Genomic DNA, 19,884 nt, shown 5'->3' with positions numbered 1-19,884 from the left:
AGCTATTTTATAATTCGTTATTATGAAAAACACAAAACCTCGCCGAAGCGAGGTTTTAAAGCTATTAATCTATATTAAATATTCACAAATTCATGAAACTACGATTTTGCATATGCTTTATCATGCACATTAGATATTGCACGACCAGATGGTTCATTCATATTCTTAAACGCTTCATCCCATTCTAAAGCAATTGCAGTACTACAAGCTACACTTGCTTCTTGCGGCACACTTAAAGCCGCTGCATCACTTGGAAAATGTTCTTCAAAAATAGAACGGTAATAAAACTCTTCTTTGTTATTTGGTGTTTGAATAGGGAACCTAAATTTAGCATTTGCCATTTGCTCATCGGTTACTGCTTCACCAACCACTTCTTTAAGTGTATCAATCCAGCTATAACCAACGCCATCACTAAATTGTTCTTTTTGTCTCCAAGCTACGCTTTCTGGCAACATATCTTCAAATGCTTTACGTACCACCCATTTTTCCATGCGTTCTCCATTAATCATTTTATCTTGTGGATTGATGCGCATAGCAACATCGATAAACTCTTTATCTAAAAATGGGACACGACCTTCAATTCCCCAAGCAGCTAAACTTTTGTTTGCTCTTAAGCAATCGTACATGTGTAATTTATTTAATTTCCTAACGGTTTCTTCATGAAATTCTTGTGCATTTGGCGCTTTATGAAAGTATAAATAGCCTCCAAAAATTTCATCTGCTCCTTCACCAGATAGTACCATTTTAATTCCCATAGATTTAATAACTCTTGCCATTAAATACATTGGTGTAGAAGAGCGAATCGTAGTAATATCATACGTTTCAATATTATAAATAACATCTTTAATAGCGTCTAAACCTTCTTGGATGGTGAATTTAATTTCGTGATGAATCGTTCCTATAAAATCTGCTACTTTTTGCGCTGCAGCTAAATCTGGAGAACCTTCTAATCCTACAGCGAAGGAATGCAATTGCGGATACCAAGCATCTGAAGTGTCATCACTTTCTATACGTTTTTGCGCATATTTTTTTGCGATTGCAGATACTACGGAAGAATCTAAACCTCCTGAAAGTAATACACCATAAGGCACATCACTCATTAATTGTCTATGCACTGCTGCTTCCAATGCTTCTTTAACTTCAGCAATACTTGTTTCGTTATCTTTTACTGCATCGTACTCACTCCAATCTCTATTATACCATTTTACATATTCGCCATCTTTACTAGACATATAATGTCCAGGAGGAAATAATTCAATTTTAGTACAAATTCCTTCTAATGCTTTTAATTCGGAAGCCACATAAAATGTTCCGTTTTGATCCCATCCTATATATAAAGGAATAATTCCCATGTGATCACGAGCAATAAAGTATTCATCTTTTTCTACATCATAGATTGCAAATCCGAAGATTCCATTCATTTCATCTACAAAATCCACTCCTTTTTCTTGGTATAATGCTAAAATAACTTCGCAGTCACTTTGTGTTTGAAAATCGTATTTACCTTCAAATTGTTTACGTAATTCTCTATGGTTATATATTTCGCCATTTGCTGCTAAAACCAGTTTATTATCTGGACTAAACAATGGTTGTTTTCCGGAAGTTGGATCCACAATAGCTAAACGCTCATGTGCTAAAATCGCCTTATCATTACTATAAATTCCTGACCAATCTGGTCCACGATGACGAATAGTTTTAGACATTTCTAAAACCTGAGGTCTTAAATCTTCACTTTTTTGTTTAAGGTCGAAAGCACATACAATTCCACACATAACTTATATCTTTTTAATTTTTTATTCTTTGTTGTTATAATTACTGAGGCAAATATGCGAATGATGTTTCATATTTAAAACACAAAACAACTAATTACTTACAATATATAACATAATTTACGCTTTATTAAACAAAATGAAAGTCCTTAAAATATATTTACTATTATTTCTTATAAAATTGTAAACTTTAACTTTCAATTACGACTTTAAGCATGGTTTACTACGTAGATAGTATAACTTAATCATTCAATAATATATAAAACAAATTATGAAAACACCAACATTACTTACGACTACTGCAATGGCATTTTTAATGCTTTTCTCTTTAAACACTAACGCTCAGGATTTTGCTGGCTTAGATAAAAGCCCAATGGATGCTGCAGCATTCCCTACAGATTATAAAAACCCAGACAAATTAATAAAAGTAGTTTATAGTAGACCACAATTAAAAGAAAGAAGCTTAGACAAACTTGCTCCAAATGGTAAAGTTTGGCGTACTGGAGCTAATGAAGCTGCTGAAATCACGTTATATACAGACATGAAATTAGGAAGTACTTTAGTAAAAGCGGGAACCTACTCTTTAGCAACTATTCCAGGAGAAAAAGAGTGGACTATCATTATCAACTCGGATTTAAATGCTTGGGGAAGTTATTTTTACAAAGAAGCTAACGACGTAGCAAGAATCACAGTTCCTGTTACATCTAGCAAAAAATCTATTGAAGCTTTTTCTATAGCTTTTAAAGAAAGTGATAAAGGAGTAGATATGTTTTTAGGTTGGGACACCACAGTAGTAGCTGTGCCATTTACTAAATAAGAAACACACAATAAAAGTATACAAAAAAGCCTTAGAATAATTCTAAGGCTTTTTTATTACGGTATATTTAAATATTTATGTGTTTGTAAAGAAACTTTCCATTGCGGATTAGCCATTACATAATCTACAATTTCAGGAACCATCTTATCCCGTTTACTCCATTCTGGTTGTAAATATAAAATACAATCTTTATTCACTTTTGCTGCTTGTTCTTCGGCAAACTTAAAATCATCCTTATTATAGATAATACATTTCAACTCGTGTGCTTGCGCATATACTTCTTCGGTTGGAAGTTTATTCTTTTTTGGTGAAAGGCAAATCCAATCCCAAATTCCAGTTAACTTATACGCTCCAGAAGTTTCAATATGCACTTGCAATCCTCTTTCTTTTAGCGCGTTGGTTAACGGATTCATATTCCACATTAAAGGCTCTCCACCTGTAACTACAATGGTCTTACTGTACTTCGCAGCGTTTTCGGCAATTTTAATTGTTTCTGTCGCAGGATGCAATTCTGGCAACCAACTTTCTTTAACGTCACACCAATGGCAACCAACATCACAACCACCAATTCTTACAAAATACGCAGCTGTTCCTTTATGAAAACCCTCTCCTTGAATCGTATAAAACTCTTCCATCAAAGGTAATAACAACCCTTTATCTAGCAACTCTTGTCTTTCACTTCTTGTCATAGCTTGCAAAGATAGTTATTTAAGTATTTAAAGTTTAATAGAGCCCAAAATATTTAAAGTTAAAAAGCTTAGTGTTTCATTTTCATAATAACAAGACAAGACATTAATGACTTAAGATATTTGTACCTTTAAGTTGAAAAGTTGATTACTTTTTTAAAAGGTTTTACATTAAAGATTACTATTTTTATGCAAATTTTGAAGAATACTATGAGCAGACAGGACGATTTTTTTAAACATATAGAAGAAGGAAACACAACCAAAGGCGATTTTATCACCTTAGGTTCTGCAATGTTAGATGGAGAAACCATTAAAGATGCTTTTGTAAAAATACCTTTAAAAACCATGAATAGACATGGTTTAATTGCCGGTGCAACAGGTACAGGTAAAACAAAAACATTACAAGTTTTGGCTGAAAACTTAAGCGAAAAAGGAATTCCTGTTTTACTTATGGATATTAAAGGGGATTTAAGTGGTTTAGCACAACCAAGTCCCGGACATGCTAAAATAGATGAGCGTCACGCAAAAATAGGATTACCTTTTGAAGCAAAAGGATTTCCTGTAGAAATCATGTCGTTATCGGAACAAGAAGGTGTTCGCTTACGCGCTACCGTTAGTGAGTTCGGACCAGTTTTATTATCTAGAATTTTAGATTTATCGGATACGCAATCTGGTGTTGTTGCTGTTATTTTTAAATATTGTGACGACAACAAACTGCCTTTATTAGACTTAAAAGATTTTAAAAAAATATTACAATACGCTACCAAAGAAGGAAAAGAAGAATTCTCGGATGCTTATGGCAGAATTTCTTCGGCATCTACAGGTGCTATTTTACGTAAAGTGGTAGAAATAGAACAACAAGGAGGAGAACTTTTCTTTGGTGAAAAAAGTTTTGATGTGGAAGATTTAGTTCGCACCACAAGAGATGGTAAAGGCTATATTAATATTATTAGATTAACAGATATTCAAGATAAGCCTAAATTATTTTCTACATTCATGTTAAGCTTATTGGCGGAGATTTACGAAACTTTTCCAGAACAAGGAGATGCAGACAAGCCAGAATTAATTATGTTTATAGACGAAGCGCATCTTATCTTTAATGAAGCTTCTAAAGCATTATTGAATCAAATTGAAAGCATTGTAAAACTAATACGTAGTAAAGGAATTGGTTTATACTTTGTAACACAAAATCCAACCGATGTTCCAGAAGGAGTATTAAGTCAGTTAGGTTTAAAAATACAACATGCTTTACGTGCCTTTACAGCTAAAGATAGAAAAGCTATAAAGCTTGCAGCTCAAAACTATCCAGACACCGATTATTATGATACTGCTGAAATTTTAACTTCCTTAGGAATTGGTGAAGCTCTAGTTTCTGCTTTAGATGAAAAAGGAAGGCCAACTCCGCTTGCGGCAACAATGATGCGAGCGCCAATGAGTAGAATGGATGTACTTACAGAAACGGAATTAAACAATCTTTTAGACGATTCTAAACTAGTCATGAAATACAACGAAACCATAGACAGAGAATCGGCTTATGAAATGCTGAATAAAAAGATTGAAAAAGCAGAAGCATTTCAAATTAAAGAAGATGCTAGAGAAGCTAAAGAAAAAGAACAAAAAAAAGCTACTCGATCTAGCTCTAGTAGAAGTAGTACTAGAATGAATCCCATTATCAAAGTACTTACAAGCGCAACGTTCATCCGTTCTGTTTTTGGTATTTTAAAGAAAGTAATGTAGTTCTTGGCTTAAGCTTGGAACTACAAATAAACACACAATAACAAACCATATATTTTCCGTTTTCACGGAAATAAAAATCAAATAAGATTCCCGCTTTCTCGGAAAATAAATATGAAAAACATAATTTTTACACTTTGTTTATTAAGCATCGTTTTTACTTCATGCAAAAAAGAAGTTAACCCATTTTTAATATCTAAAAATAATATTGGACTTTTAACAGACTCTACTCAAGTAAAAGATATAGAAGCCATTTACGCTAATGACTCTGTTGTAAAACGAATTAATGGAGATGAATTTACAGGAAGCGTCAATGACATAAAAATTTATGACAAAACAGGAAAGCAATTATTGATACTTTCCCCTAACCAAGCGTTAGATTCTACGGCTACTATCACGACTATTAAAGTCGTAGACCCAAGGTACAAAACAGCCAAAGGCTTAAATACCGCTAGCACATTTGGAGATATTAAGAACCACTATACCATTTCTAGTATTCAAAATACATTACGAAACGTTGTAGTTTTTGTAAATGATATAAATGGATTTTTCACCATTGACAAAATGGAACTGCCTGCAGAATTACGCATGGATGTAAACAAGAAAATTGAAGCAGTACAGATTCCTGACACAGCAAAAATAAAACATTTCATGATAGGTTGGAATTAATACTTAATCGTTATGAATCCATTATTTGGTAAACTATTAGTAGATATAGCTAAGCAAAGACTTAAAGCTAAACACACTCCTATTCCATATACCCAATCGCAAATAACTCCTGTTATTGATAACATAAAAGTAGAGATTTCGCATGCCTTTAAAGAATCTATTTTTATAATTATTGGTGTTTTTTCTGCTGGATTTGGTTTAAAAGGTTTTCTATTACCAAATCACTTTATAGATGGTGGCGCAACAGGTATTTCTTTACTTCTTAAAAACATAACCTCTTTACCACTTGGTGTTTTACTACTTATAGTAAATATCCCATTCCTTATTCTTGCTACACAAACTATCGGCAAGAAATTTGCCATTAAAAGCGTCGTTGCCATTGCTTTTTTAGCACTAGTCGTTCACTTTGTAAATTACCCAACAATTACAGAAGATAAGTTATTAATCGCTGTATTTGGTGGTTTCTTTCTCGGCTTAGGAATTGGTTTAGCCATGCGTGGTGGAAGCGTTATAGATGGAACAGAAGTTTTAGCCATATACTTAAGCAGAAAAATGGCGATCACCGTTGGTGATGTCTTATTACTTATAAATATTGTTATTTTTTCTTTTGGCGCTTATGTTTTATCTATTGAAACGGCACTTTATGCTATATTAACCTATTTATCTGCAGCCAAAACAGTAGATTTTGTGGTAGATGGTGTAGAAGAATATGTTGGTATTACTATTATTTCCCAAAAACATGAAGAAATAAGAATCATGGTTACAGAAAAACTACGTAGAGCCTGCACAATATATGCAGGAAAAGGTGGTTTTGGTGTTAATGGAAAAAGTTACGACAAAGACATTATTTACACAGTAATGACCAGGTTAGAATTATCTAAACTATATACAGAAATAGATAAAATAGATAAAAACGCCTTTCTAACCATTGGTATAGTAAAAGATTTAAAAGGAGGAATGATTAAACGTAAACCTTTAAAATAAAACCATTACTAGAAAGATTACGTATAGAACAATACAATACTATTTTTAATTATGAAAAAGAAATATACCGTACAGAATTCACCATTTGTTGTTCCTACAACAGACGGAAAAGTTATAGAAGAGCATTTTGGTTTGGCCACCGACAACAACCCACAAATAAGCATAGCACGCATGATCGCTCCTGCTGGCTGGAGTGAACCTTTTCAAACTCCTGGGTTTGATGAATACACCTACATAATTAAAGGCAAAAAACAATTTATAATTGAAGATGAAGTTGTAATTTTGGAAGCCGGACAATCCATAAAAATCAGTAAGAATACTCGTGTTCAGTATTCCAATCCATTTACCATTGCTTGCGAATATATAGCTATTTGCCTTCCCGCATTTTCCATGGATTTAGTAAACAGAGAAGATTAAAATGAATTTTATATCCAAAACTATTGGCTTCATTATTAACTTAATAAGCTTTATTTCACCAAAATTAGCTGGAAACCTAGCACTATCCTTATTTTCTAAACCTTTAAAAGGAAAAATTCAAGAAAAAGATTTTGATTTTTTAGATACTGCTTTCAAAGAAGAATTGCAATATGAAGGTTTTAATATCATGACCTATAGATGGCTTGGTAAAAACAAAACCATACTATTGGTTCATGGTTGGGAAAGTAATGCCGCAAGATGGAAACCTTTAATAGAAAGCTTAAAAAAGCTAAACTATAACGTAATTGCTTTAGACGCTCCGGCACATGGACGCTCGGGAAGTAAACGCTTTAATGCCATTCTCTATTCCGAATTCATAAATATAGTTTCTAAAAAATTCAATCCAGATATTATTATTGGACACTCTGTTGGTGGTATGGCTACTGTTTTTTACCAACATAAATATCAGAATGCAGAATTAGAAAAACTAGTTTTATTAGGAGCTCCTTCCAACTTTACAGGTGTTTTTAATCGCTATGTAAAAATGATGGGATACAACAAAAGAGTTCATAAAAAAATAGGAGAAATTGTATTAGAAACTTATGGTCACGTACCAGAATATTTTTCTGCTGCAGACTTCACCAAAGAGATTACTACCTCAGCTCTCTTAATACATGATGAACGCGATAGAATTATCCCGTATCAAGATGCCGAACATTTTGTGCAAAACTATGCGAATGCTAAATTAATAACCACACAAGGTTTTGGTCATTCCTTAAACAATGAAACCATAACCGAATATATTAATAATTACATCACTAATTAAGCTAGAGTCTCGCATTTTAAATTTCATATAGTGATTAAACTTATAGTATCTTTGCCAGATGGAAGAGAATCTTAAACGTATAAATAAATATTTAAGCGAAGTTGGTTACTGCTCACGTAGAGAAGCAGACAGACTTATTGAAGCTGGAAGAGTAACTATAAACGGCGTTGTTCCAGAAATGGGCACCAAATTAACTCCAACAGATGAGGTTCATGTAGATGGAAAACCGGTTATAAACACCAAAAAAGCTTTCACTTATTTAGCCTTTAACAAACCTGTTGGCATTGTTTGTACTACCGATACTAGAGTAGAAAAAGACAATATTATCGATTTTATAAAATATCCAAAACGTATATTCCCTATTGGGAGATTAGATAAACCAAGTGAAGGTTTAATTTTTCTTACAGACGATGGTGATATTGTAAACAAAATACTTCGTGCTAGTAATAATCACGATAAAGAATACATTGTAACGGTAGATAAAGCAATTTCGCAAACCTTTTTAGAAAGAATGTCTGGCGGCATTTATTTAGAGGAATTAGACCGAACTACTAAATCTTGTATTGTTGAAAAACTAGGTACGTACAAGTTTAAAATTATTTTAACGCAAGGTTTAAACAGACAAATTCGTAGAATGTGCGAATATTTAAATTACGAAGTAAACAGCTTAAAGCGTGTTCGTATTATGAACATAAAACTAGATGTTCCTGTTGGTGAATATAGAGAATTCACAAGTGAAGAATTAGAAGATTTAAACTCCCTTTTAGAAGCTTCTACAAAAACCTATTTAGAAAACAATGGCTAAACTTTCTCCTTTTCACATTGCAATTCCAGTGCATAATTTAGAAGTGTGCAGAACATTTTATAGAGATATTTTAAACTGTGAAGAAGGTAGAAGTAGCGATCACTGGGTAGATTTCAATTTCTTTGGTCATCAATTAGTTATTCATTACAAGGCACAATCTAACGGAGAAACCCCAACCAATCCTGTCGACGGAAAAGCAGTTCCTATACCGCATTATGGTGTCGTTCTAGATTGGGAAGATTTTCACGCTTTCGCGGAAGACTTAAAACTAAAAAACATATCTTTCATTATTGAACCATATATTCGTTTTGAAGGTTTAGTAGGTGAACAAGCAACGATGTTTTTTAATGATCCTTCTGGCAACGCTTTAGAGTTTAAAGCTTTTAAAGATATAAATCAGTTATTTGCGAAATAAGCACTATTGGTAACGCCAACTTGTTAAGTCCGCTCCTTTTGGTGCGCTTTCTAAAATCCGTTTCATTATTTTTGGCACATACAAACTATTATAGCGCAACCTAGAAATATGATTTGGATTTTCTTGATCTCCATTCCAGCAATGTTCTGCGCGATCTCCATAATCTACTTCCCCTTCATAATAAGGATCTGTAGTGCTTTCTAAAAAATCTTCCATTAAGTACACCGCATTATTTAAATAATAATTATCCATATCTCCACAATAAATATGAATTTTACCTTTTAATTTTTCACCTAGCGCATCCCAATCGCGCTCTAAAATATGTCGTAAATCGTAATTCTCTTTCCAAAATTCGGCAACATTACTATTTATATCCCCAGAATATTTATCCCACAATCGTTCTGGATAACCATCTTTTCCTTGCGGAGAATAGGTTGCTTCCCAAATATCAAACTGACCACCCGATCTTGACTTATCACCCAAAACCAATTCTAAATGATTGGATTCTTTTACAGTAACACTCACATTACCCAAATAATCTCGATGTGAAGGAATCTCTATCTTTTTATGATTACTCTTCGCATAATATGCATTTTCATCTTCGTAAATATTATTTAAACAATAGGATCTAAAATCTATTGGATCTGGACAAGCGGCAAAACAACCATTGTATTCGTCAGGATATTTTACTTGCACCGCTAAAGCTTCCCAACCACCAGTGGATCCTCCATATAAAAAACGAGACCAACCTTCTCCTTGTCCGCGAAATAATTTTTCGATATACGGAATCAGCTCGTAGGTTATAGCATCTCCATAAGGTCCTTGACTCGCAGAATTTACGGCATAGGAATCATCATAATATGGTGTAGGATGTTGAATTTCAATAATTAAAAAACGAGGAAAATCCGGTGCATTCCAACGCGTATAAAAATCATAAGCTTCTTGTTGCTGCGTAATATTATATCCATTTACATGAAATCTATCGGAATATTCTGGTTTTAAATTTTTATCTGGTGGCGTGGTTCTAAATCCGCCAAAATCGGAAGGAAAGTGTCCGTGAAAAACCATTAAAGGATACTTAGCTTCTGGATGCTCTTCAAAGCCTTTAGGCAAAAGAACATGTGCTCCTAGATACATATCTTTTCCCCAGAACTTAGAGAGCAAATCTGATTTTATTTGGATGTGTTTTATCCATTCGGTATCCGCAGCAACTTCCATTTCCGGAATAACTTGATCTAAAACAATGTCTAAATCTTTTATGCCACTTTCTGTCACTGTAACTTTTATTGGTGTGCTATACAAATTTCCGGGAGACGTTTTCCATTGTTGTCCTTCTCCATTATCCATCGGTAATTTCACAGTATGTCCTGTAGATAAATTAAAGGTTTCATATACATGTAAAACAGCTTGAACATAATAATCTCCTTGTTTTAATTGCGATAAACTTTCGTATGGAAATCCAAAAACAGTATCATCAAAAGACACTTTTTCATTTGGCTTTAAGTTCTCTACATTCTTTCCAAATATGGGTTGCGCATCTAATCCTTCAGACACTAGAAAACGAGGTTCTTTTTCATTACTATCTGCAAAAATAAGCAATAACCTTCCGTCTAAATTTCGCGAATTTGTGGCATCTGAAAAGGACACGTTTACTAAATTATTAGATGTTTTTTTTTCGGAGGTTGCATCGCAATTAAACAGAAAAACAAGCAAAAAAAAGGAAACTACTTTTAATGATTTCATGAGGAATAAATTTAAAAAAAAGATACTCATTATTTCACGAAAATACAATCGTTATATATCAAACTATCCTTTTTATTCCTTTTTACGCTTTATATTCCCAAAATAAAAAGGCAAGTAAACAAGAAGAAACAGCGGAATCAAAAATACTTCAACGACTATTATATAATAAGGCCATTCTGGTAAATAATCTAAAACCGAAGCCGAATCTGGCTTTCTATTTAAATACGAATAGTTAGCACCTAAAAGCGCATTTATACCAAACGAAGCGATTAAATAGCCTTGTATTGCGACAAGCGATTTAAAAACACTTTTTAGTTTTGGCCGCATTCTTAAAACAAAAGTTGCGTAAAAAATAATGGTTAATAGGCCCAAGTGCGCAATCCAATATCTAAAAAAGTCAAAACTAGGATAACCTTCCGCAATATCTGGAGTAATCACACCTTGCGAGGTTCCTGCAATAATCCAAAACAATAGAATTTCATACATCCAATATTTCCTATAGTATGTAAAAACAGGAATAATCAAAGCTAAAAAACTACATAAATACAAAGGCAAATCTACCGAAACAGCATAATTACCTTGGCTAATTTTATAACTATGAAAAATAATAATGGTTAGAGAAACGAAGACACCTAAAGCTTGAAATAGGATTTCTTTTTGTTTTTGAGGTCGTCTTTTAGCAAAACGAAATAAAACCAGACAAAACAAAACAGCGAGTACTATTGGTAGTACATGTTGTATACTACCAATAGTTACTCGCTGTATGTTTATTAATAAAATTAGCAAAAAATTCATACTGCAATATAAGTAGTTTATTGCATATGTCTTTCTCTAGCTAAAAGCGTATTTTTAAGTAACATAGCAATCGTCATTGGTCCTACTCCTCCAGGAACTGGCGTTATATAACTCGCTTTTTTACTTACATTTTCAAAATCAACATCCCCAGTAATCACATAACCCTTGGGAGCTGTTTCATCTGCAACACGAGTAATACCAACATCAATAATTACCACATCGTCTTTTACCATTTCTGCTTTTAAGAAGTTTGGTACTCCTAAAGCCGAAATAATAATATCTGCTTGACTTGTAATTTGAGTAATATTTTTAGTGTGACTATGTGTAAGTGTTACTGTAGAGTTCCCTGGAAACCCTTTTCTTCCCATTAAAATACTCATTGGTCTTCCCACAATATGTGATCTACCAATTACAACAGTGTGCTTTCCTTTGGTTTCTACGCCGTAACGATCCATAAGTTCTAGAATACCAAATGGTGTTGCAGGAATGAAAGTAGACATATCTAATGCCATTTTACCAAAATTCATTGGGTGAAATCCATCCACATCTTTATCTGGATTTACAGCCATTAATACTTTTTGTGTATTAATTTGTGGAGGTAGTGGTAATTGGATAATAAAACCATCTACATCACTATTGGTATTTAATTCTTCAATTTTATCTAATAATTCTACTTCACTAGTAGTATTAGACATTCTTACCATTGTAGACTCAAAACCAACACGCTCACAAGCGCGAACTTTACTAGCAACATACGTTAAACTAGCACCATCATTACCAACAATAATAGCAGCTAAATGTGGCACTTTTTCGCCTTTAGCAACCATTTTTTTTACTTGTTCTGTAATTTCGTCTTTAATGTCGTTACTTACTTTTTTCCCGTCTAGAATAGTCATGTTGAAGTTTTAAATCTGTCAGGTCGAGCGCAGTCGAGACCTAATTTTATACCTATTTACAAATGAGACCTCTCGACTGCGCTCGAGGTGACACATTCTTTTCATTGTTTATTCTATAAAAAACAGGAACTACTTCATGTTTTTCATTGCTTGCATCATACGTTTTCCGCCACCACCTTGCATCATCTTCATCATTTTCGACATTTGGTTGAATTGTTTTAGTAACTGATTTACTTCTTGCACCGAAGTACCAGATCCTTTTCCAATTCGCTTTTTACGGCTTGCATCTATAATCGATGGATTTGTACGTTCTTTTACGGTCATAGAATGAATTATAGCTTCAATACCTTTAAAAGCATCATCATCTATATCTACATCTTTCATCATTTTTCCAGCTCCAGGAATCATTCCAATAAGGTCTTTCATATTACCCATTTTCTTGATTTGCTGAATTTGCTTTAAGAAATCATCAAAACCAAATTGATTTTTGGCAATTTTCTTTTGCAATTTTCTAGCTTCATCTTCATCAAACTGCTCTTGTGCTCTTTCCACAAGAGACACAACATCTCCCATTCCAAGAATACGATCTGCCATACGTGAAGGATAGAAAACATCAATTGCTTCCATTTTTTCACCAGTACCAATAAACTTTATTGGTTTATTTACAACAGACTTAATAGAAATTGCTGCTCCACCACGTGTATCCCCATCTAATTTGGTAAGAATAACACCATCAAAATTTAAAATATCATTGAAGGCTTTTGCTGTATTTACAGCATCTTGACCTGTCATAGAATCTACAACAAACAAGGTTTCTTGTGGCTGTATTGCTTTATGGATGTTAGATATTTCGGCCATCATGGCTTCATCTACAGCCAAACGACCAGCAGTATCTATAATAACCACATTATGTCCGTTTGCCTTTGCATGTGCAATACCAGCTTGTGCAATAGCTACAGGATCTGTATTTCCTCTATCGCTATAAACCTCCACTTTAATTTGATCTCCTACAACATGTAATTGATCTACGGCCGCCGGACGATATACATCACAAGCTACCAATAAAGGTTTCTTTGTTTTTTTATTTTTAAGATAGTTGGCAAGTTTACCAGAAAAGGTTGTTTTTCCGGAACCTTGTAAACCAGACATTAAAATAATACTTGGCGTTCCTGTTAAGTTAAGACCTTCTACATCTCCACCCATTAATTGGGTAAGTTCATCCTTAACAATCTTCACCATTAATTGTCCTGGCTGTAAGCTTGTTAAAACGTTTTGTCCAAGTGCTTTTTCTTTTACTTTATTAGTAAAATCTTTAGCAATTTTAAAGTTAACATCGGCATCTAGTAACGCTCTACGTACTTCTTTTAGGGTTTCGGCAACATTAACTTCTGTAATGCTTCCATGACCTTTTAGTACATGTAACGCTTTATCTAACTTTTCACTTAAATTATTAAACATATTTTTTTTATTTCAATAGTTGCAAAAGTAAAGAAATATTTTGTTTTTCTTTACTGGAAAAGCTTGTTTAATTGGAATTAAAGCATATTTACCACATCCTTAAAAAACAGCTGTCTCTATTTTAGTTTTCACAATTAAAAATAAAAAAAAGAGGCTTCTTTTAAGAAGCCTCTTTTTTATTAATAATGCACTCGTTAAACTTGACTTACAAACAAGTATAACATTCACCATCTAAATTAAATAATTCTCCTACTTCGCTTGGACTTAAAGTTCTTTTATAAACTCTTAAATCATCCAAATGACCAACAAAACCTTCTCCAATAATGTATCTATCGGAAGCTTGAGAACCAATATTCAGGCTCGAATTCTCATCGATATTTCTTTGTACACCATCTCTGTATAATGTAACGGTATTGTCTGCAGATACTGTTACTACTAGATGATGCCAATCTGTGTTTTCCCACACTACATCTACTTCACCATTCCAGTCATTATCCCAAAGATAAAAGCTTGTATTATCTGTAAACAATGGTGTATTTAAATCATAAACTCCTAATTGAAACCCTTCTGTTGCATTTCCTGGTGATCTAAAAAATAGTTCTAAATCCCCTACTGCTGTATTTTGCATTTTAAACCATAAACTTATAGAAAAACTATCGCCTTGTACCAGTGCACTGTCTGTATTTACAGGAATCTCAAAGGTATCATTTCCGGTAAAAGATATAGCACAAGCAGAGTTTCCTGCTCTATCTTCTACAAATGTGTTGGTAATGTTTTCTGTATTAAAACCACTTATTAAATCGTGAACTTCCTCGGCAAAAGGCATGTATATCACCAAATCGTTTATTAAAACTTCTGGGGTATTGCAATCTTCACAATCTTGCTCCAGTTCCATATTAATTACATCACCAGAATTTGTTACCTGACTAAAGACAAATGTATCTTCATCACAACCTAAAAGCAACCATTCCCCATTTAACAAATCAAAAACAGTCAATCCTTCAATGGTTAAGGTATAACCAGAACCCGATTCTAAAAGAGACCAAGAACCAAATTCTGTAACCGTTGGTTCTCCATTAACAATTACTTCGCCATTCGTATCAAACATTAAATAATTTTCATCTAAAATATTACCAGACGCATCATAGGTTGGCGCTGTAATATTACATGCTAATAAGTAAGCTTCTATTTCGGATAAATTAACATCACAATCTTCTATATCATCGTCATTCCAATCGTAGTCATCATCTTCATCACAAGTATCTTCTGCTGCTTCAATAGCTGCTTCCATTTCTGTATTATTTTCTACAACAACGGTATCCCCATTTGCTAATACCATAGTAACAGGGAAGTTTATACTAGCTAAAACTCCTCCTTCTAAATTTTCAATAAAAGAATATAAAGCTTCATCATCAGTTATGGTAACGGTATCTACAACTTGAAAATCTGTATTATACAAGGAAATAGTAATAGGAAATTGAAAATCAACACATTCAATATCATCATCTTCTTCATCTTCCTCATTACAATTTTCTATTTGTGCTTCTAATTCGTTTTGGCTATTAATAACCAACTCGGAATAATCGTTAAAAATAACTGTTATTGGAAACGTTATTTCTATTTCGTCACCATCACTGGAAAAAGCGTCTAAAATAATTTCTAACGCATCATAATCGGTAATACTTTCTATGGTTATTGTTACACCATTTGCGGTAACGGTTACTGGCAAGACAACCTCTAGGCAATTCGCATAATCGATAATATTATCAAAGGAACCATCATTGGAAGCTACATTGCGCATTAAATTAGCTAAATTAGAATTTGGCGCAATCGTTTCTTCATTATCTGGCTCTGTAACTTCTACAACTTCTTCTTGACATGCTGAAAATAACATCAAAAAAAGTAAGCATAAAAAAAGGTAGGATTTAAAATGGATGGTTTTCATTGTTTCGTTTTTTATTAATAATTATTTCTTTTCATAGCAACTTTTAATTGCTGTATACTACTATAACATCTTCGTTTAAAAAACTCCTACCTTGACTTTTTAAAAAAAATGTTCCTACTTTGCAGAAACCTTTTTAACTATACATGCAAAAGTCTTTAAACAATAATGTCTGTAATGAAAACCGTTTCAATAGCCTATTTAACAAACATGCTAAAGACTTGCATCACTTTTTGTATTATAAATTTGGGGATCATTTAAATCCTAAAGACAAAGTGCAAGATGCTTTTATAAAACTTTGGCAGAATTGCAGTACCGTTTCTCCTGAAAAAGCGAAAAGCTATTTATATACGGTAGCGAATAATTTAATGCTGAATGCCGTTGCACATCAAAAAGTAGTTTTAAAACATCAGAAAATAAAACCAACAGAACATTCTAACGAGTCGCCAGAGTTTTTAATGGAAGAAAAGGAATACCGCAAAAAGCTAGAAAATGCCATTGCAAATTTAACAGAAGCACAACGCGTTGCCTTTTTAATGAATCGTGTGGAAGGAAAACGGTTTAAAGAAATTGCATCGCTTTTAGATATTAGCACCAAAGCAGTTGAAAAACGAATTTACGGCGCATTAAAAAAATTAAGAGAAGAAATTGATGAATTATGATTTCTGTTTTACAGGAATAATAATTTTAATTTCGAGGTAGGAGTTTCTAAACCTTACTTGTTATATAATTGAATAGCATACAATGAATAAAGAAGAATTAGTATTAAAATGGTTAGATAACGACTTAAGTCCTCAAGAACTTGAAGCATTTGAAGCGCTCGAAGATTATGAGTCGTTAATTAAACTAGCCAAGTACAGCAAAGATTTTAAAGCACCAGAGTTTAATACCGAAGCTGCTTTAGAAAGCACCTTACGCGGTATAAATGCAAAAAAAACTACTCCAAAGAAATGGCTATCACCCATTCTCAAAGTAGCCGCTATTCTAGCTATTTGTTTAGGTAGTTACTATTACACCACAACTTTAGATAGTTCTTTTACCACAGATTTCACTGAAAAATCAAGAATAGAGCTTCCTGATCATTCCTATGTACATTTAAATGCGATTTCTAAAATCACCTTTAATAAAAAGAGTTGGAATACAAACAGAACCATTACATTAGATGGTGAAGCTTTTTTTAAAGTAGAAAAAGGCAGCACATTTAACGTAAAAACAGATGCAGGAACAGTAACCGTTTTAGGTACACAATTTAATGTAAAACAACGAAAGGATTATTTTGAAGTAGTTTGTTATGAAGGCAGCGTGCAAATAAACTACAATACAGGAAAGGCTCGTTTAAAAGCTGGAGATTCTTTTTTAATTTTAAATGGAAATGTGACTACAGCCATAACTACAAATGTCAAACAACCAGAATGGATAAATCATGTTAGTGCTTTTACAAGTGTACCATTAAGCAAGGTTTTAGCAGAGTTTGAAAGACTATACAACGTTAAATTTGAAACTTCCAATATAGAGACAAGTACGTTATTTACTGGAAAATTCACACATAAAAACATAGATATTGCACTAAAATCGATAACAGAACCTTTACAATTAAGCTATACAAAAACAAACAAAACCATTATTTTATCGCGTGAATAAATCGCTAAAAATTGCGCTAGTATTAATTTTATTTTTCTCCGGTTACTCGACTGTTTTATCGCAAAACAAAAAGCAACCTCTAGCGCAAGTATTGACTATAATAGAGCAACAATTTAAAGTTAGCTTTTCTTATGCCGATAACACGATTAAAGATGTAAATGTGTTTTTGGATAGTAATGAAAACTTAGAGGTAATTCTAACTTCTTTAGAAACACAAACGCACTTAAAGTTTAACAAATTAAACAACCAGTTTATTACTATTGTAAGGCAAGTAACTCCTCCTTTTACCATTCAAAAACTAGAGGAAGTAGTAATTACTAACTATTTAACCACAGGATTAAACAAAAATACCACAGGAAGCATTACCATAAAACCAGAACAGTTTGGTATTTTACCTGGTTTAATAGAACCAGATGTGCTACAAACCATACAAGCACTTCCCGGAGTTTTAAGTACGGATGAAACGGTATCGAATATTAATATTAGAGGTGGAACACACGATCAAAATCTCCTACTTTGGGATGGTATAAAAATGTATCAATCTGGTCACTTTTTCGGACTTATCTCAGCATTCAATCCATATTTAACCAAGCAAGTAAATGTATCTAAAAACGGCACCTCAGCACAATATGGCGATGGTGTTTCTAGCGTTATAGATATGCAATTATCAAACACGCTTCAAAATGAGTTTAAAGCTGGAGCCGGTTTTAACTTCGTACATGCAGATGGCTATGCTAAAGCACCACTTGGTAAACATGCAGAGTTACAGCTTTCGGTAAGACGCTCGTTTACCGATTTAGTAACTGCGCCAACCTACAAGCAGTATTTTAAACGTATTTTTCAAGATTCGGATTTTGAAAGTAATCAGGAAGCGCAAAATAATACCATCTCTAAAAACGAAAATTTTTACTTTTATGATTTCTCGGGAAAATTGCTATTAAACCTTTCCAAAAAAGACAAACTTCAAATTAGTTTTTTAACCATTCATAATAATTTAGATTACGAAGAACAGTCCACCATAAACAATATTAACGAGTCTTTTAACAGTAAACTTATTCAGCGTAATTTAGCAAGTGGCATTAACTACACTAGAAAATGGCATTCTAAATTAAGTTCTAACCTACAAGTATCGCTTTCTAACTATGAATTAGACGCCAAGAATTTTGACATTTTGAATGACCAACGTTTAATTCAAGAAAACAAAGTTTTTGATAACGCTCTAAAAGCAGATACCAAATGGGACATTAATAAAAACACCAATCTTCAAATTGGCTATCAGTTTTCTGAAGTCGGTATTAGCAATTTAGAAAACGTTAATAACCCTGTATTTAGAAGTTATATTAAGGAGGTTATTAGAAGTCATTCCGTTTTCACGGAAGGCCAACTAATAGCTAACAACAAAAACACCAATGCAAAAGTTGGAATACGATTTAATTACATTCCAAAATTAGACGCTTTTTTAGCAGAACCAAGAATAGGTTTTAGCCAACGGTTTGCGAATCATTTTAGATTGGAATTTCTTGGAGAATACAAGAGTCAAACCACGTCACAAATCATAGATTTACAAAATGATTTTCTAGGCATTGAAAAGCGTCGTTGGATTTTAGCAAACAACAGCGATATTCCAATTATAAAAAGCAAACAAGCCTCTTTAGGAACACACTATAACAAAAATAACTTACTAATTAGTGCAGAAGCTTTTTATAAAGAAGTAGACGGAATCACCACCAGAAGCCAGGGTTTTCAAAACCAGTTTCAGTATATAAAAGCTATAGGAAGCTATCAAGTAAAAGGAGTGGATTTTTTAATCCATAAACAGTTTATTCATTTTAATACCTGGTTAAGTTATTCGTATAGTAAAAACGATTACACTTTTAAGAACTTAAATAACGGAAACCCTTTTCCTAATAACGCAGACATTACGCATGCGGTTAATTTTTCTAATACCTACACGATAAACAAATACAAGTTTGCCTTAGGTGTAAACTGGCATTCTGGGAAGCCTTATACAACTCACGACAACACCATTTCATCAGGCAATATAAACTACAACGCACCAAACAGTAATCCTTTAAAAGATTATTTACGTGTTGATTTTTCGGCAACAAAAGATTTAAAAATTTCGGAAGGAATTCAGGCTAAAATTGGGGCTTCTGTTTGGAATCTTTTAAACACCAAAAACACGATTAACAGATACTATGTTTTGGATGCTGAGGATAACATTTCGAAAGTAGAAAACCAATCGTTAGGCATAACGCCAAACGTAAGTTTTCGTGTATATTTTTAG

At 33.2% G+C, this 19,884-nt stretch carries 18 protein-coding genes; 11 read left to right on the top strand and 7 right to left on the bottom strand.

What is annotated here, in order from left to right; all coding sequences use genetic code 11:
* Positions 1 to 98: 98 nt before the first annotated feature.
* Positions 99 to 1,772, bottom strand: coding sequence for an asparagine synthase B (gene asnB / locus ACVCXO_RS06300; protein ID WP_452228741.1), 1,674 nt, complete (start codon positions 1,770 to 1,772; stop codon positions 99 to 101).
* A gap of 268 nt (positions 1,773 to 2,040) precedes the next feature.
* Here asnB and ACVCXO_RS06295 point away from each other — a divergent pair, with 268 nt between their 5' ends.
* Positions 2,041 to 2,586 (top strand): DUF2911 domain-containing protein, encoded by a 546-nt coding sequence (locus ACVCXO_RS06295; protein WP_452228740.1) that lies wholly within the window; start codon positions 2,041 to 2,043, stop codon positions 2,584 to 2,586.
* A gap of 56 nt (positions 2,587 to 2,642) precedes the next feature.
* Here the strand turns inward: ACVCXO_RS06295 and ACVCXO_RS06290 are convergent, their stop codons facing one another.
* On the bottom strand, positions 2,643 to 3,275 hold the full coding sequence (locus ACVCXO_RS06290) for a 7-carboxy-7-deazaguanine synthase QueE (RefSeq protein WP_452228739.1): 633 nt from the start codon (positions 3,273 to 3,275) through the stop codon (positions 2,643 to 2,645).
* Positions 3,276 to 3,482: 207 nt separating this feature from the next.
* Here ACVCXO_RS06290 and ACVCXO_RS06285 point away from each other — a divergent pair, with 207 nt between their 5' ends.
* The 7 genes from ACVCXO_RS06285 to ACVCXO_RS06255 all read left to right on the top strand — a co-directional run bounded on the left by ACVCXO_RS06285 (position 3,483) and on the right by ACVCXO_RS06255 (position 9,122).
* Entirely contained in the window at positions 3,483 to 5,009 is a 1,527-nt protein-coding gene (locus tag ACVCXO_RS06285) for a helicase HerA-like domain-containing protein (protein WP_452228738.1), read from the top strand.
* 111 nt (positions 5,010 to 5,120) lie between these two features.
* Positions 5,121 to 5,675, top strand: coding sequence for a hypothetical protein (locus ACVCXO_RS06280; protein ID WP_452228737.1), 555 nt, complete (start codon positions 5,121 to 5,123; stop codon positions 5,673 to 5,675).
* Positions 5,676 to 5,687: 12 nt separating this feature from the next.
* Entirely contained in the window at positions 5,688 to 6,659 is a 972-nt protein-coding gene (locus tag ACVCXO_RS06275; RefSeq protein WP_452228736.1) for a YitT family protein, read from the top strand.
* Positions 6,660 to 6,710: 51 nt separating this feature from the next.
* Positions 6,711 to 7,076 carry a cupin domain-containing protein gene (locus tag ACVCXO_RS06270; RefSeq protein WP_452228735.1) on the top strand — a complete coding sequence of 122 codons (366 nt, stop codon included), beginning with the start codon at positions 6,711 to 6,713 and terminating at the stop codon, positions 7,074 to 7,076.
* 1 nt (position 7,077) lies between these two features.
* Positions 7,078 to 7,902, top strand: coding sequence for an alpha/beta hydrolase (locus ACVCXO_RS06265; protein WP_452228734.1), 825 nt, complete (start codon positions 7,078 to 7,080; stop codon positions 7,900 to 7,902).
* Between the two features lie 58 nt (positions 7,903 to 7,960).
* On the top strand, positions 7,961 to 8,707 hold the full coding sequence (locus ACVCXO_RS06260; RefSeq protein ID WP_452228733.1) for a pseudouridine synthase: 747 nt from the start codon (positions 7,961 to 7,963) through the stop codon (positions 8,705 to 8,707).
* On the top strand, positions 8,700 to 9,122 hold the full coding sequence (locus ACVCXO_RS06255) for a VOC family protein (protein ID WP_452228732.1): 423 nt from the start codon (positions 8,700 to 8,702) through the stop codon (positions 9,120 to 9,122). Before ACVCXO_RS06260 ends, ACVCXO_RS06255 begins: the two co-directional genes overlap by 8 nt.
* Before the next feature lie 3 nt (positions 9,123 to 9,125).
* Here ACVCXO_RS06255 and ACVCXO_RS06250 read toward each other — a convergent pair whose 3' ends face one another.
* The 5 genes from ACVCXO_RS06250 to ACVCXO_RS06230 all read right to left on the bottom strand — a co-directional run bounded on the left by ACVCXO_RS06250 (position 9,126) and on the right by ACVCXO_RS06230 (position 15,959).
* A complete protein-coding gene (locus ACVCXO_RS06250) occupies positions 9,126 to 10,865 on the bottom strand; it encodes an alpha/beta hydrolase-fold protein (RefSeq protein ID WP_452228731.1) in 1,740 nt (579 codons plus the stop codon).
* A gap of 72 nt (positions 10,866 to 10,937) precedes the next feature.
* The gene (locus tag ACVCXO_RS06245) at positions 10,938 to 11,660 is read right to left on the bottom strand and encodes a YwaF family protein (RefSeq protein ID WP_452228730.1); all 723 of its coding nucleotides are present in this window, start codon (positions 11,658 to 11,660) and stop codon (positions 10,938 to 10,940) included.
* Positions 11,661 to 11,677: 17 nt separating this feature from the next.
* Positions 11,678 to 12,556: a bifunctional 5,10-methylenetetrahydrofolate dehydrogenase/5,10-methenyltetrahydrofolate cyclohydrolase gene (locus tag ACVCXO_RS06240; RefSeq protein ID WP_452228729.1), complete on the bottom strand. Its 879-nt coding sequence runs from the start codon at positions 12,554 to 12,556 to the stop codon at positions 11,678 to 11,680.
* Positions 12,557 to 12,685: 129 nt separating this feature from the next.
* The gene (gene ffh, locus ACVCXO_RS06235) at positions 12,686 to 14,014 is read right to left on the bottom strand and encodes a signal recognition particle protein (protein WP_452228728.1); all 1,329 of its coding nucleotides are present in this window, start codon (positions 14,012 to 14,014) and stop codon (positions 12,686 to 12,688) included.
* A gap of 205 nt (positions 14,015 to 14,219) precedes the next feature.
* Positions 14,220 to 15,959, bottom strand: a complete 1,740-nt coding sequence (locus ACVCXO_RS06230) for a LamG domain-containing protein (RefSeq protein WP_452228727.1) — start codon at positions 15,957 to 15,959, stop codon at positions 14,220 to 14,222.
* Positions 15,960 to 16,102: 143 nt separating this feature from the next.
* On the opposite strand from ACVCXO_RS06230, the gene ACVCXO_RS06225 reads away from it, so the two are divergent.
* From ACVCXO_RS06225 to ACVCXO_RS06215, 3 genes are all read left to right on the top strand, one after another.
* Positions 16,103 to 16,618 carry an RNA polymerase sigma factor gene (locus tag ACVCXO_RS06225; protein WP_452228726.1) on the top strand — a complete coding sequence of 172 codons (516 nt, stop codon included), beginning with the start codon at positions 16,103 to 16,105 and terminating at the stop codon, positions 16,616 to 16,618.
* 82 nt (positions 16,619 to 16,700) lie between these two features.
* Positions 16,701 to 17,597: a FecR family protein gene (locus ACVCXO_RS06220; protein ID WP_452228725.1), complete on the top strand. Its 897-nt coding sequence runs from the start codon at positions 16,701 to 16,703 to the stop codon at positions 17,595 to 17,597.
* Positions 17,590 to 19,884, top strand: coding sequence for a TonB-dependent receptor plug domain-containing protein (locus tag ACVCXO_RS06215; protein ID WP_452228724.1), 2,295 nt, complete (start codon positions 17,590 to 17,592; stop codon positions 19,882 to 19,884). The genes ACVCXO_RS06220 and ACVCXO_RS06215 overlap by 8 nt, the downstream gene beginning before the upstream one ends.

The sequence above is a fragment of the Lacinutrix sp. MEBiC02404 genome, assembly GCF_053601575.1.
The sequence above is the reverse complement of the archived record's forward strand: the minus strand, read 5'-3'. Positions and strand labels throughout refer to the sequence as shown.

Coding starts and splice junctions, on each gene's coding strand:
- asnB (WP_452228741.1), bottom strand. CDS start 1,772: ATGTGTGGAATTGTATGTGCTTTCGACCTTAAACAAAAAAGTGAAGAT.
- ACVCXO_RS06295 (WP_452228740.1), top strand. CDS start 2,041: ATGAAAACACCAACATTACTTACGACTACTGCAATGGCATTTTTAATG.
- ACVCXO_RS06290 (WP_452228739.1), bottom strand. CDS start 3,275: ATGACAAGAAGTGAAAGACAAGAGTTGCTAGATAAAGGGTTGTTATTA.
- ACVCXO_RS06285 (WP_452228738.1), top strand. CDS start 3,483: ATGAGCAGACAGGACGATTTTTTTAAACATATAGAAGAAGGAAACACA.
- ACVCXO_RS06280 (WP_452228737.1), top strand. CDS start 5,121: ATGAAAAACATAATTTTTACACTTTGTTTATTAAGCATCGTTTTTACT.
- ACVCXO_RS06275 (WP_452228736.1), top strand. CDS start 5,688: ATGAATCCATTATTTGGTAAACTATTAGTAGATATAGCTAAGCAAAGA.
- ACVCXO_RS06270 (WP_452228735.1), top strand. CDS start 6,711: ATGAAAAAGAAATATACCGTACAGAATTCACCATTTGTTGTTCCTACA.
- ACVCXO_RS06265 (WP_452228734.1), top strand. CDS start 7,078: ATGAATTTTATATCCAAAACTATTGGCTTCATTATTAACTTAATAAGC.
- ACVCXO_RS06260 (WP_452228733.1), top strand. CDS start 7,961: ATGGAAGAGAATCTTAAACGTATAAATAAATATTTAAGCGAAGTTGGT.
- ACVCXO_RS06255 (WP_452228732.1), top strand. CDS start 8,700: ATGGCTAAACTTTCTCCTTTTCACATTGCAATTCCAGTGCATAATTTA.
- ACVCXO_RS06250 (WP_452228731.1), bottom strand. CDS start 10,865: ATGAAATCATTAAAAGTAGTTTCCTTTTTTTTGCTTGTTTTTCTGTTT.
- ACVCXO_RS06245 (WP_452228730.1), bottom strand. CDS start 11,660: ATGAATTTTTTGCTAATTTTATTAATAAACATACAGCGAGTAACTATT.
- ACVCXO_RS06240 (WP_452228729.1), bottom strand. CDS start 12,556: ATGACTATTCTAGACGGGAAAAAAGTAAGTAACGACATTAAAGACGAA.
- ffh (WP_452228728.1), bottom strand. CDS start 14,014: ATGTTTAATAATTTAAGTGAAAAGTTAGATAAAGCGTTACATGTACTA.
- ACVCXO_RS06230 (WP_452228727.1), bottom strand. CDS start 15,959: ATGAAAACCATCCATTTTAAATCCTACCTTTTTTTATGCTTACTTTTT.
- ACVCXO_RS06225 (WP_452228726.1), top strand. CDS start 16,103: ATGCAAAAGTCTTTAAACAATAATGTCTGTAATGAAAACCGTTTCAAT.
- ACVCXO_RS06220 (WP_452228725.1), top strand. CDS start 16,701: ATGAATAAAGAAGAATTAGTATTAAAATGGTTAGATAACGACTTAAGT.